The sequence below is a fragment of the Blastococcus sp. DSM 46786 genome (assembly GCF_900109665.1).
Classification (GTDB): domain Bacteria; phylum Actinomycetota; class Actinomycetes; order Mycobacteriales; family Geodermatophilaceae; genus Blastococcus; species Blastococcus carthaginiensis.
This window is the reverse complement of record NZ_FOAO01000026.1, coordinates 1-13,665: the sequence shown is the minus strand read 5'-3', so window position 1 is coordinate 13,665 and position 13,665 is coordinate 1. Positions and strand designations below refer to the sequence as shown.

General features: G+C 68.6%; 9 protein-coding genes. 4 read left to right on the top strand and 5 right to left on the bottom strand.

The features are described 5' to 3' along the window. Positions 1-203 precede the first annotated feature (203 nt). Entirely contained in the window at positions 204-1,442 is a 1,239-nt protein-coding gene (locus tag BMW62_RS19755; RefSeq protein ID WP_244524171.1) for an MFS transporter, read from the bottom strand. A 183-nt stretch (positions 1,443-1,625) separates the two neighbouring features. Next, positions 1,626-2,993, bottom strand: a complete 1,368-nt coding sequence (gene merA / locus BMW62_RS19750) for a mercury(II) reductase (protein ID WP_091934719.1) — start codon at positions 2,991-2,993, stop codon at positions 1,626-1,628. An 86-nt stretch (positions 2,994-3,079) separates the two neighbouring features. Here merA and BMW62_RS19745 point away from each other — a divergent pair, with 86 nt between their 5' ends. Further along, complete coding sequence (locus BMW62_RS19745) at positions 3,080-3,505, top strand: heavy metal-responsive transcriptional regulator (protein ID WP_091934716.1); 426 nt, start codon at positions 3,080-3,082, stop codon at positions 3,503-3,505. A gap of 348 nt (positions 3,506-3,853) precedes the next feature. On the opposite strand, the gene BMW62_RS19740 is transcribed toward BMW62_RS19745, so the two are convergent. From BMW62_RS19740 to BMW62_RS19730, 3 genes are all read right to left on the bottom strand, one after another. Then, on the bottom strand, positions 3,854-8,665 hold the full coding sequence (locus BMW62_RS19740) for a DEAD/DEAH box helicase (RefSeq protein WP_244524170.1): 4,812 nt from the start codon (positions 8,663-8,665) through the stop codon (positions 3,854-3,856). Between the two features lie 233 nt (positions 8,666-8,898). After that, the gene (locus BMW62_RS19735; protein ID WP_211435204.1) at positions 8,899-10,089 is read right to left on the bottom strand and encodes a helix-turn-helix domain-containing protein; all 1,191 of its coding nucleotides are present in this window, start codon (positions 10,087-10,089) and stop codon (positions 8,899-8,901) included. Next, a complete protein-coding gene (locus BMW62_RS19730) occupies positions 10,086-10,784 on the bottom strand; it encodes a hypothetical protein (protein WP_091934711.1) in 699 nt (232 codons plus the stop codon). Before BMW62_RS19730 ends, BMW62_RS19735 begins: the two co-directional genes overlap by 4 nt. A gap of 184 nt (positions 10,785-10,968) precedes the next feature. Between BMW62_RS19730 and BMW62_RS19725 the strand changes: the two genes are divergently transcribed. The 3 genes from BMW62_RS19725 to BMW62_RS19715 all read left to right on the top strand — a co-directional run bounded on the left by BMW62_RS19725 (position 10,969) and on the right by BMW62_RS19715 (position 13,419). Beyond that, positions 10,969-12,018, top strand: coding sequence for a ComEC/Rec2 family competence protein (locus tag BMW62_RS19725; RefSeq protein WP_091934709.1), 1,050 nt, complete (start codon positions 10,969-10,971; stop codon positions 12,016-12,018). Positions 12,019-12,028: 10 nt separating this feature from the next. Further along, a complete protein-coding gene (locus BMW62_RS19720) occupies positions 12,029-12,730 on the top strand; it encodes a hypothetical protein (protein ID WP_139206322.1) in 702 nt (233 codons plus the stop codon). Positions 12,731-12,954: 224 nt separating this feature from the next. Continuing rightward, positions 12,955-13,419: a LysM peptidoglycan-binding domain-containing protein gene (locus BMW62_RS19715; protein ID WP_091934704.1), complete on the top strand. Its 465-nt coding sequence runs from the start codon at positions 12,955-12,957 to the stop codon at positions 13,417-13,419. The last annotated feature ends 246 nt before the right edge of the window (positions 13,420-13,665 follow it).

Below are 13,665 nucleotides of genomic sequence, written 5' to 3'. Positions count from 1 at the left end.
CTGCAGTGACGCCTGTCCGGTGTTCCGGGGCAAGCGCTACCTCGACTGCGTGCTGGCGGGCCCGGCTGGCAAGCGTGTGTTTGAGTCAGTGAGGCCATCCGCGACGAGATCGAAGCCCGCATCCGGGGGCTGCTCACCGGGCTGCAGGTGCGCTCGGACCCCAGCCACTGAGCTCCGCCTCGGCGAACCAGTCTGGCCGTTGGTCAGTTCGGATTTGGGGGGTCTGCCTCGTGCGAGGCTGCGGGTGTGCGGCTGGCGGCGAAACCGACGGCGGCGGCCAGCAGCAGCAGGAGGCCGCCGAGGTAGTAGACGGCGCGGATGCCCACGGTGTCGGCGAGCAGCCCGCCGACGCCGAGGCTGGCCAGGCGCCCGGTCTGCCACAGCAGGTCCATCAGGGCGAAGACCCGCCCGCGCGTGCGGTCGGTGACGTGCGACTGCAGCAGGCTGTTGAAGGTGACCGCGCCGGTGGAGGTTCCGACGCCGTACACGGCCAGGGCCGCGGCGGCGAACGGCAGCGAGCGGACCGAGGCGAGCACCAGGTCGACCAGGCCGCGCAGCACGTAGGGGCCGAACACGTACAGCGGGCGGCGCGGGTCGGGGATCAGCCGCAGCAGGAGGGTGGGCCCGAGGGCGGCACCGACACCGATCGCGCCGACCAGGATCCCGTACGCGTCCGCCGGTGCGCGGAGGTGCTCGGCGGCCAGGACGACCAGTAGCGCGCTGGTCGCGCCGGCCGACAGCGCGGCCAGCAGCTGTCCGATGGCCAGGGCGCGCAGCAGCCGGTCACGGCCCACCAGGGCCACGCCGTCGCGGGCGTCAGCGAGCAGCCGGCGGCGGCCCACCTCGCCCGGCGGCTCGACCAGCCGCAGGCCGCGCAGCGCCAGCGCCGAGACGAGAAAACTCGCGGCGTTGACGCCGAACGCCCAGCCGGGACCCACCAGGGCGACCACGCCGCCGGCCAGCGGCGCGAGGACGACCTGTGACAGCACCGCCGCCGTCCAGACGGCGCTGTTCGCCGCGACGATCTCCCGGTCGGTCACCACCGAGGGCAGCACGCTGTTGGCGGCCGGGTTGAAGAACGCCGCGCCGGCGGACAGGCCGAACGCGACCGCGTAGACGACCAGCGGGTCGTCGTGCCAGACCACCAGCACGCCGGCCAGGGCGGCACGGAGTACGTCGGCGGCGACCATCACCTGAACGCGGGGCAGCCGGTCGACGACGACGCCGGCGATCGGGGCGAGCAGCAGCACTGGAACGATCTCGGCGACGACGACGCCCGCCACGCCCAACCCCGAGCCGGTCAGCCGGTAGATCAGGATGGCCAACGCGACGAAGCTGAAGATGTCGCCCCACTGGCTGACGGTGCGCGCCGTCCACAGCCGCCGGAAGTCCGGCTGGGCCAGCACGGCGCGCATCCCCGGCCGCCGCTCGTTGCCCGCCACGCCCCTCCTATCCTTCGTCACCGGGGTTCCACTGACCGACCGTCCGGGCCAAGCCTCGCTCAGCCCTCGCCGGGTGGCCGTCCTGGTGAACGTCTGGGCCTCCCCGCACTGCCGTCCAGGCACTCCGGCACTGGCACCTGAGCGAACGCCACCGACCCGCAGCGCCCACCACGATGCCTCCGCTCATGCGCAGCAGCTGGTCGGCTTGTCGGTGCGGAACAGTCCGGCGGCGATGCGCAGCGCCTCGCTCATCGTGAGGTACGGCGCCCACGTGTCGGCCAGGTCGTCGACGGTCAGCCCGAACTTGATCGCGTAGGTGGCAGCCAGCATCACATCACCGGCGCCGTCCAGTGCGGCGTGCACGCCCAGCACCTGTCCGGTGTCGGCGTCGATGACCAGCTTGAGGGCGCCGCGGGTGTCCCGGTTGGCCAGCGCCCGCGGGACGTCCTGCGCGCCGATCACCCGGCAGTCGCAAGCGTGACCGCGCGCCACCGCCTGCTGCTCGGTGAGGCCGGCGCTGCCCAGCTGCGGCGTCGTGAACGTCACCCCGGGCAGTCCGCGGTAGTCCACGGTTATCGGCGCACCAAGGGATCCTGCGGCAGCGGCGTGCCCGGTCTGCGCGGCGACGTAGACGTACTGCGGCGCTCGGGACACGTCGCCGGCAGCGAAGATCCGCGGATTCGTGGTGCGCTGATGGGCGTCGACCACAAGGAAGCCCCGCTCATCGGTCTTCACCCCCGCCGCCTCCAGACCCAGGTCGCCGGTGTCGGCGTACCGGCCGGTGGCCACCAGAAGTCGCTGCCCTGTCGCCTCCCCGCCGCCGCTTGTCGTGACCACGACGCCGTCGGCGCTGCCGGCCACGGCCACCCCGCGCTCCTCGACCACGGTGATGCCGTCGTCGGCGAACACCTCGCGCAAGACCGTGGCGACCTCGGGCTCCGTGTGCGGCGCGAATCGGCCTACGACGGTGACCTGCACGCCCAGGTGCGCGAAGAGCTGCGCCTGCTCCAGCCCGACGTAGCCGCCGCCCAGCACGACCAGCGACTCCGGCAGCCGGGTCAGCTCCATCGCCGTGGTGGAGGTCAGGTAGTCGACGCCGGCCAGGCCGGGCAGGTCGGGGATGTGCGGGGCCGCGCCGGTGGCCACCACGTACGCAGGCGCCACCAGTGGCTGCCCGTCGACCTCTAGGGTCTGCTCGTCGACGAACTGGGCGTGCCCGTACCGAACGGGGAAACCGTGCGCCTCGGCGACGTCGGCGTACTTGACCTGCCGCAGCCGGTCGATGAGCTCCTGCTTCTGCTCAGTCAGTGCGGCCATGTCCACGTCGCCGGCGCCGGTCGGTACGGCCGGGAACGGGTTGGCCTGTGCACGGTGCCGCCGGCCGGCGGCGGCGAGCAGGTTCTTGCTCGGTACGCAGCCGATGTTCAGGCACGTCCCGCCCAGCGGTCCATGCTCGACCAGCACGGCGGACTTGCCGCGCGAGCGCGCCTCGATGCCGGCGGCCATCGCCGCCCCGCCGGTTCCGATGACGACCAGATCGACTGCGTCCACGTGCCGCTCCTCCGCTTGGCTCGATGACCTGGTAGCCGACGCTAGGGCTTCCACTGCGCTGGAAGGTCAAGTCGTAGGGTGCGCCGGTGCGTGTTGGCCAGCTCGCCGCCCGAACCGGGCTGACGACCAAGACGATCCGGTTCTACGAATCCGCCGGCGTGCTTCCCGCACCGGCTCGGCGTCCCTCCGGCTACCGGGACTATGACGAGGGCGCCGTCGACCGGTTGGCATTCGTCAAGGCGGCCCAAGCCGCCGGGCTCAGCCTGGCCGAGATCCGCGAGATCATCACGGTCCGGGCGAGCAGCGGAGCTCCGTGCCAGCACGTCCTCACCCTGCTGGACAGCCACGCCGCCGACCTCGACCGGCGCATCGCCGAGCTGACCGCGTTGCGCGCGGACGTCAAACGGCTCCGCTCCCGGGCGGGCACCCTGGACCCGGCCACCTGCGACCCCACGACCGTCTGCCAGGTGATACCCGCCGACGGGGTAGCGCGCCCCGTGCCCACCCTCTGACGCCGGGTCACGCGTCCTGGCGCTAACTTGGGCGACGACGACGATCTCCAGCCTTCCAAGCTGGCCATGCCGGTTCGATCCCGGTCACCCGCTCCACGCACTGACCAGCTTGTATGCCACGTTTGCGCAGCTCAGCGCGGCCTCGGCGCCGCTCTCGTGCCTTAACGGTGCTGACCTCTGCTGACCGTTGACCACCGGCTTGGGCCGGTGCTTAAGGCACGGATAAGGCACGCCCCGGCCGTGAATGACCTCGCCAGCCCACGAGCGACGCCGGGTACGGACGGCCAAGTGTCGTCTCGCGGGGGGCGACCGGCGCACCGTGATTGCGGCCTGCCCGTCCCGTGTCGTTCACCCGTCGTGGCGGACATCAAGCGGGGGCAGCGAGTCCACCACCTGGATCGTCTCCAGGGAGACTGTGACGATGCGGGCGAGCAGGTCGAGGATGTAGCGCGGTTCGCCTACCTCGCGGGACCAGTCGTTGGGGTCGTTGACGATGCCCGACGCCTTGTCGGTCTTCACCCAGTAGCGGTCGATGATCCACTCGATGGCCGAGCGGCTGCCCAGCGTGTACCGGTACGCCTCTGCCGGGATGCCGCGCAGGGTGATCCGCTCGTTGTAGTGGATCACCGACCGGTCGGCCCGAAGGCCCGCGGCCTTCTGGTCTGAGATCGGCTTGCCGAAGGCCATCTTCTTGTTCCGGACGGCGTAGTAGGCGTAGTCCGCATCGCCACCGGGGCCGGCGGCATCGAGCCCGTCCAGCGGGTACGGCTCGACGGTCTCGTAGCCCAGGTGCAGCGCGGCCAGCCGCTTACCCGCGTCGGCAAAGGCGCGGAAGTCCTTGGCGAACGGGATACGCGGCAGCATCTTCTTCAGGTCCGCCGCGTAGGCCTCCCGGTACTCCGGCGAGTGCAGCAGCCCGTAGACGTAGTCGAAGATGTCGTCCTTGCTGATCGACTCCCCGGGGTAGGCCGCGGTGAACGCTGCCAGCGCCTCGTCGGTGATGTTGTCGATCCGCCGGTAGCCGTCGACCACCTCGCCCGCGTAGACGTCGAACATCCCCGAGTCGTTGACCTTCTCGTACCGCCACCTCGGGAAGTACTGGGCCGTATCAAGAGTGTGCAGGTCAGGCAGGTCATTGATCATCAGCAATGAAAATGGAGCGTGTGACGCCGCATCTGTGAGCGAGAAACCAATATTCTTGAGGCCGTTAGGGAAGAGGTACGGCGTGGAGTAGAGCTGATCGTTAAGGTGGCGGTCCCAGTAGACCCACTGCGTCGTGAACGGGCGAAAGGCTGCCCTGCGCACGCTTTGAGGATCGAACTGCATCGTCACGCCGCGGCGCACGGCCGACTCCAGCGTCCGGCTCCACTTGATCTGCCGCTCGTCTGCATTTAGCAGTGTCGACGAATCCGCCGCGAGAGCTTGGCGGTCCCGTTCGTACGCGATAATGAGCTGCTCGATGTTCCGTTGGAGCGCCGCTCGCGAGGAGCCGTAGGCCCAGTTCGATCGAGCGGTATTGATTCCCTTCGAGTACAGCCCGAAGACAGCGAGGCCCTTCGCCTTGGCCCCGATGGACATGTACGCCGCAAAATCCTGGCCACGCTGATGGAGCCAGTCGCCGTGCTCGTTGGGGGTGATCGCCCGCGAGTTTAGGCCGCTGATGCTGCCCGCAGAAACGACCTCAGCAACCTTTTCGGTTGCTGTGGTGAAGTCACCGACCTCTGAATAGTAGATCGTCGCCGGCTCCGTGGCCTGCGGTCGCTTGACCAGCACAACGATGGCGATGGTCGCGATCGAACCGCCAGAGCCCTTGGCGAATGCCTCCCAGATTGGCCGACCCTCGGCGCCGCCTTGTCGCCGGTTCCCCCGCAGGTTGAAGACGTGGATGGCAACAAATTCCTCCGCGAGCGCCTGGCGCATGCCGTCGGCAGCGTTGGAGTCTAGGAAGCCCCCGTTGGTCACGAAGGCGACGATGCCGCGGTCGCCGAGGCGGAGGGTGGCCCATTTGATGGCCCGTATGTAGGAGTCGTACAGCGTGCGCTTCGACGTGGCGGTCGACCGCGCGACGTAGGTGCGTTCGATCTCGCCGTCCAGAGTCGGATATTTCTCGTTGGCGTTGTCGTCGTTGGCGGAGTCTTGCCCCACTGAGTACGGCGGATTGCCGATGATGACCTGGATGGGCAGTTGCTTCTGCCGCTCTAGCCGTTCATTGTTCTCCGGCATGACGTCGATGTCCTGCTGGTCGTTGTCCTCCCACGACTGGAAGCTGTCGGTGAGCACGAGCCCGGGGAATGGCAGCGGCGTCCCCTCCAGCTCCTCGAACGTGGTCTCGATGTTCGCCGCGGCGATGTAGTACGCCAGCAGCAGAATCTCGTTGGCGTGCAGCTCGTTGGCGTACTTGCGCGCCAGGTCCTGCGGCTCGATGAGGCCGCTCTGCAGCAGCCGCACCAGGAAGGTGCCGGTGCCGGTGAACGGGTCGAGCACGTGCACGCCTGCGTCGGTCAGCCCCTGGCCGAACTCTGCGCGCAGCACCTCGTCGGCCGAGCGGAGGATGAAGTCGACGATCTCAACCGGCGTATAGACGATCCCCAGCTTCGACACCGTCTTCGGGAACGCCCTGGCGAAGAACTTGTCGTAGAGCTCGACGAGCACCTTCTGCTTGCCGGCCGCGTTGTCCACGTTGGATACCCGCTTGCGGACGGACTCGTAGAAGCTTTCCAGCGTCTCGTTCTCGGCGCCGACCGCGTGCGCGTCGAGTACGACCAGCATGTTCTCCATCGTCCGCGCGACCGGGTTGCCGGCCAGGAAGCTGGAGTGGGCGAACAGCGCCTCGAACACCGGCCGAGTGATCAGGTGCTGGGCCAACATGTCGATCGCGGCGTCCTCGGTGATCGAGTCGTTCAGGTTGCCCCGCAATCCGGCGACGAAGTGCTCGAATTCGTCGGCCGCCGGTCCGGGCGTGGCGAGCAGCCCCTTGATCCGGGTGACGTGGGCGGCGGCGATGTCGGCGATGTCCTTCGCCCAGCTCTCCCAGTAGCGCCGCTCTCCAACCTTGGCGACGATCCGCGCGTACATCGCGTCTCGGAACTCGTCGGCCGGGAACTCCATGAGCAGCTGCTCAGTGGACTTCTGAGCCGGCTGGTCAGGATCGGGGACGGTCACGCCGTCGCCGTCCGTCGGATCGGTGATCGTGACGATCTCGATCTTGTCCGGCTTGTGCTTGTTCAGCTCGATCTGGTTGACCAGCGCGTGGAACCGGTCGTCGTGGCTGCGCAGGGCCTGCAGCACCTGCCAGACGACCTTGTAGCGCTCGTTGTCCCGCAGCGCCTCCTCCGGCGCGACGCCGGTGGGCACCACCACCGGCAGCACGATGTAGCCCAGTTCCTTGCCCGGGGCCTTGCGCATCACCCGGCCGACCGACTGCACGACGTCCACCTGGGAACCGCGGGGAGTGAGGAACAGGACGGCGTCCAGCGCCGGCACGTCCACGCCTTCGGACAAGCACCGGGCGTTGGTGAGCACCCGGCACACCCCGGCCGGAATCTCCTCCTTGAGCCAGGCAAGGTGGGTGTTGCGCTCGTGGACCCCCATCGTGCCGTCGACGTGCGCCGCCTGAACCCGCAACCGCGGCCGGTCCTCGGGCGCGTCGATCAGGGCCCGGTCGGCGAGGTCGGGGAAGGCGGCAGCCGCGGCCTTGGACGCCTTGATGTGCTGGGCGAAAGCCACCGCCGTCCGCATCGGCGCTGTGGTACCCGCTGGACCATCGCCATCGGTTGCCGGGCCGAAGTTCTTCGCCAGGCCGTTCCAGCAACCGATCAGCTTCGCTGCCTGATCGAGCTGGATCTCCCCGGAGTGCGCCATAGCCTGCTGGAAATTCTCCGCGACGTACTTCTCGTCGACGGCCAGCACCAACACCTTGTAGTCGGTGAGCAGGTCGGCCTCCACCGCCTGGCCGAAGCCGAGCCGGTGCAGCTCCGGACCGAAGACGCCTTCGTCGCCCATATCGGCGAGGACCGCGTCGGCGTCGGTCGCCTTGCGCCTGACCTCCTCGCCGAACACGCGCGGGGTCGCGGTCATGTACAGCCGCTTGGCCGCCTTCAGGGCATCGGCGTCGTGCACCCGCACGAACGCGGACTCGTCTCCCTCGGCGAGGGTGACGCCGGTCGTCCGGTGCGCCTCGTCGCAGACGACCAGATCGAACCCGGGCAGGCCGAGCTCCTGTGCCCGAGTGACCACGTCGATCGACTGGTAGGTGGAAAACACCACCCGCATGCGCCCGCCGGCGTTCGTGCTCGCCTCGAACCGGCTCAGCAGCGCCTGCGGGTCGGTCGAGGCAGGCTCGGTCAGGTCGATCGGCAGCTGGTCGGCGTCGTCGGACGGCGCGCGCCGTCCGACCCGGACATCCGAGCAGACCGCGTACGGCGCGATGTCCACCTCGGCGTTGGCCATCCACTCCCGCAGGCTCTGGCTCAGCAGCTGGATGCTCGGCACCAGGAACAGCACCGTGCCGCCGGCGCCGACCAGCTCCTCGGCGATCCGCAGGCTGGTGAAAGTCTTCCCGGTGCCGCAGGCCATCACCAGCTGGCCCCGGTCGTGCTCGGCGAGCCCGGCGCGGACGTCGTCCAGCGCCTTCTGCTGATGCGGGCGCAGCGCCTTCTTGCCCGTCGGGACGACGACCTCCGGCGTCGTCCAGGAGAACTGGTCCCAGTCGATGGCGGCGTCGGCGAGGTAGCCGATGTCGACGCGCTGAGCCACTCCCCCGGCCAGCGTCTCCTCGGCGTTGGACGACCAGCCCGCTGCCGTGTCGAACACGATCCGCTTGGTGAACTGGGCGGAGGCGGAGGCGGAGGCGGAGACGAACGAGTCGATGTCGGCCTTGGCGACCGTGCGACCCGATGCGTAGAACTTGCACTGGATGGCGGTGAGCCCGCCGTCGTCGGCGTTCGCCGCGACCAGGTCGATGCCGGTGTCGGGCCGGCCGGCGCGCTCTGGCCAGTCCGACCACAGCCAGACGTCGGAGAACCGCGACTTCCACTCGGGGTCGGAGGTCAGGTAGGCCCTGATCAGTCGCTCGAACTTACTGCCCTTGTCCCGCTCGTCCAGCGCTTCACTGCGCAGCCGGTCCAAGACAGCGTGGATGGTCCCCGTCACGCTTCGCATCTTGCCCGACAGAACGTCCGGACAGGGTTGCCCCGCCCGGACGAGTCGCCCCCTCGCAGGGCCCGAGATTGATTGGACCCACGTCCACCGACGTTGGCCTACGGTCGACGACCACCCCCTCCAAGCCGTCGCGCCTCGTGCACCCGAGGCCGCTTTGCGATTCGTGCTGACGGCTCACGTGACGTGCGTTCCGCACTGGGCAGTGCGCTCGACAACGCTTCTAGGCCCCGCAGTCAGGGAAAGAGTGTGACTTGCGGCCGCTCGTCGACGCCCCCGGCCGCGGCCCAGACCCGGCGCACTTCGGACAGTGGGAGGCCCGCGTCGTTTGCGATCTGCTGTAGGGCGGGTTCCCCGCCCAGAAGGGCTATTGCTCGCGGGAGGAGCACTGGCTGTTCGGGCTCACCAAGTGGGCCAGGCTCAGGGAAGCCCCACACGCTGAGCTGCTGCGTGCCGCGGCGGTAGCTGTGATCGGTGAGCCGGCCCAGTTTATGAGCGCGCATGACCAGCGCCTTGAGGCTTAGCCCCCATCGGTGCTTGAGGTCTTGAAACCGAACCCAGTCTAGGCGGGTGGGAAGGTCTGCGCGAATCTCCTCGGCCGGAGCTAGAAATTCTGCGGCGAAGGCATGTGCTTGCGCCTCGGCGAGTCGGGAGCCGGGCTCGGTGTCATGGTGCATAACCAGATGCCCGAGCTCATGGGCGCCGTTGAACCGGCCACGCGCCTTGTCCTCCTTGCCGGGATTCAGCAATACCAGCGGCCGAGGGGGAAGCATGCTGCCTCGGTGAGGCGCGACGGCCTGTTGGTGGGAGAAGGCGTCGACCCGATGGCTGGCGTTCTCTAAGCGGGCTACCGCTACGCCGTGTGATTCCAGCAACCGGATAACGTGGGGTATCGGGCCAGAACTGATCCCCATGGCGCGACGAGTCTCGCGGGCAGCCTCCGCGACGATTTCCTCGCCGACTTCACCCTGCAGTGTCAAATCAGGCAACGTTAAATCTGGGAGTGTTATCGGAGGTAAATCGACCGACAGCTCGGTGGCGGAAAAGACACTCAGTACGAGTTCGCCGAAGGCCAGCGCCTGTTCGCGTTCCATCGCGGTTGTGGCGCGCAGGCTGCGAAAATGGGCCGCGCTGGCCGGCAGGCTGGTTACAGGGTGGCCGGCGCGGAAGAAGTCGACGGGCACTCCTAGCGCATCCGCCAATCCGGTGAGCACTGGGAGCGTGGGTTTGGTTTGGCCCTTCTCGAATTGCCCGACCGCTGCCGGGGTGATGTCCAGCTCCCGAGCGAGCTTGGCGCGGGGGTAGGCGGCTAGGCGACGTGCGAGGGCTAACCGACTGGGGTCGAAGTCAACCGCCACCCCCGCGGCACGCCTTTCGGTGGCACGTCGGCGTGCAGCGTCGAAATCCAAGGGCAAGTCAGTATTCACGACTCGTCCATGCCGGCCGGCCGCTGACCTCCCTGGCCCTTGTCGCGCTTGAGCTTGACCTCCGGCTCGGACGCCTGGATGTCGTCGTAGTTGGGCGGCGGCGTCGTCGCACCAGTCGGCGTACTCGGACGGCGCAGCGGATCGGCTGCGGCTAGCGGGGCGACGGCAAACCAAGGAAGGTCGCCGTCTCGCGGGAAACCCACCCAGGCTCGAGTGGCGCCGTTATCGAGCCCCTGCCAGGTGAGGTGAAGAAACCGCAGTACCGCCGGATCGCTGGCTCGAACGGGGAACAGTGCGCCATCGGAGGGGTAGTAGGCGCGCGAGTTGGCCAGCGCGCCGGACTGGCGGACCTCGCTATCGTCCCAGCGCTGGCTGTCGATACTCCATGTCGTCGCCGACGACCGGGCCTTGCCGATGTGGAGCACCCGGCCGGCGTGCTTAACCTGCAGGCTGTGGTCGACCACGGCAGCGTCGATCCCCTGACCCTGTAGCCGCCGGACGCCGATGTTGCGCACGTTCCGGCTGCTCTGTACGCCCAGCACCATCCGGTCATCGCCGATGTCGGACTCGTGCCGGTCCAGGTTGCGGGGCCAGACCTCCGCGACCACCGAGCGCAGGCTCCCGAGGATGCCCCGGTCCACCCAGTCGTCGATTACATCGCGCAGCAGGGCGTCGGCGGCGTCGTCGTACGGCACGCCCTGTGTTATAGCACGAGACGCAGAGGATGTAGCGGACACGCTCAGGATCGTCAGAAAATGAAGCAGATACGCATAACCCATGGTTGAGTGTCGTCGGCGGCCGTCGCCCCGGGTTCCGGCACTGGGTGGCGGGCTCTATCGCCGCGAACCTGTTCCGTGACCCCGTTCAGGAGGCAACAACATGTACGAGCTCGACCTGCACCCGGTAGAAGGCAGCGGCGTGGGAGGGAAGAGCGGTGACGCGATCACCGCCCGCTTCACCACCCCGGCGGGCCGGGAGGCGGTGATCGTCGTCGACGGCGGCTTCACCGACGACGGCCAGCGGATCGTCGACCACGTCCAGGCCTTCTACGGCACCTCGTCGGTCGACCTGGCCATCTCCACCCACCCTGACGCCGACCACATCAACGGGCTGGCCACCGTTCTGACCGAGCTCGACGTCGCCGAGCTGATGGTCCACCAACCGTGGAGGCACGCCGCGGACACCAGCGAGTTCAGCAATATCGAGGCCATCGAGAAGCTGGTCGCCGTCGCGACCGAGCGCGGCACCACCGTCCGTGAGCCGTTCACCGGTGAGCAGGCCTGCGACGGTGCGGTGACGATCCTCGGTCCTACCACCGACTTCTACGCCGACTGCGCGGCCCGCCACCTGCAGGAGGTATCCACCGGGACCGCTGCGGCGCGCATGGCGACGGCAGCCCCAGCCGGTGGGCTGTTGACCAAGGCCACCGCGCTGGTGGCACACGCGCTGTCGTTCCTGCCGGTGGAGACCCTGGGTGACGACGGTGACTCTGGGCCGCGCAACGACTCTTCGGCCATCACCCTGCTGCAGCTGGACGGGGAGCGATTCCTGCTCACCGGCGACGCCGGCATCGCCTCGCTGTGGGGAGCCGCTAACGCCTACCAGGCGTACGTCGGCGGCCCCTTTTCAGCCTTCCCGCTGCGGTTCTTCCAGCCGCCCCACCACGGCAGCCGGCGCAACCTGTCTCCCTCGGTCCTAGACCACATCATCGGGACCAAGAACCGCCCGCACGGTGTCACCGGGGCCACCATCAGCGCCGCTGCGGACGACCTCAAGCACCCCTCCCCCAAGGTCACGAACGCGCTGCTGCGCCGCGGCGTGACCTCCTCGGTCACCGGCAGCAAGACCGTGTGCTGGTCCAGCCCCGACGCCCCCAGCCGCGGCTGGACCACCGCCCCCACCCTGCCGCCGATGTCCGAAGACGACTGAGCCGGTGCCGGTGCCCAGCTTCTACACGGCCGTCGCGCGGCTGCTCCCAGCTCTGTTCGCCGTGTCCCCCGGCCTGGTCCTGCTCAGCCCCGATTTCTTGGCCGAGCCCAAGCGATGGATTGGTCTCAGCGGAACGCTGGGGGGGTACACGGTGATTGCCCTCGTGGTCCGCCGAATAGGACGGTGGCGTGAACCGGGTCTGCTGACTCGGTGGGGCGGATACCCCACCACCTCGGCACTGCGGCTCACCGACCCCGACGCCGACCCGGTCGCCCGCGAGCGCCGCCGTGCCGCGCTCGAGAAGTTGTACGGCCATCCCCTGCCCACCGCCGAGGAAGAGGTGGCAGAGCCGGTGCGCTCCACCCAGCGAATCCGGGACGCCGAGCGACGACTGCGGGCCAAGGCAGCCGCCCACGCCGGGTCCTCGCCGCTGCTGGCTAGCGAGAACCGAGCGTACGGATTCATGCGCAACACCTGGGCGCTCAAGCCACTCGGGCTCGTCCTCGCGGTCGCGGCGTGTGCCGTCGCGTGTTTCCTCGGCGTCGACCGCGGGTGGACGCCGAGCCTGGCGATGGCCGCGGGCTGGAGTGCCGTGGTCACCGTGGCGTGGTTGACGTTCTTTCGGCCGGCGGTCATCCACGCGGTGGCCAAGGACTACGCCGAGCGGCTCTTTGACGTGCTGGACCAGCTTCCGGCAGAGCAGTCGACATAGCGGGTGACCAGCACGGCCACCCTGGACCAGCTGCAGTTCGAACAGCAACCAAGGTCGGCACCGACGATCCCGGCCTTCGAGCCGGCCTGGCCTGGCAGTCGATATCCGACCGTTCAGTCGATCCGAGATGTCAGAGGGGGCCGCCAGGCTTCCTACGCACGACCACCTTGCCGTGAGCCCAGTCGGCTGACGGCTTCGGCATACGTCCTCTAGGAGACATACAGATGAACCCGTACGGCATCCAGCTCCGGCAGCCACTGGCCGGCGACATCATCGGTAACAAGATCACCATCGCAGCCATTGGTACCGCGTTCGAGGCCAGCTACGGCTGGCGTCTGGTCAACGGCGACACCACAGTGGCCCAGGGCTACTTCCAAGCTGGCTCCATGGGCCTGCTGGAGCCCTTCGTCCACCAGGCCGACGTCTCCACCGACTACTCCGGACCCGCCGCCCTACGAGTTTTCGGCGACGATCCGTCCGGGGAATCCGAAGGCACCGACCTGGTCGAGATCCCCGTGGTGGTACTGGCCGGCACCACCGGCTACCACGCCCACCAAGTCGTAGCCGGGGACACCCTCACCAAGCTCGCTGAGCAGTACGGCGCCACAGTCGTCAACATCGTACTGGCCAACGGCCTGTCCGACCCGGACAAGATCCGCGTCGGACAGCTCCTTCGCATCCCGGCCTGACCCACCCTCTGGCCGGCCACCGCAACCGACGGCCGGCCAGAGGCGCCGACATCCGGAACGGAGACTGCTGCACGGAGAGGCGACAGGTTGGTTCTCGGGACCGACCCTTGATTGGATACTCGCGTCCCCTCCCCTAGCAAGATCACGAGCCGACACAGACCCGTGAATAGGTGAGTTGCAGGCGCGCGTCAGCGCGGGGCGGGCGAAGCCCGTCCTCCGGTACTTCTGCACTCGGGTCAGGCAGCC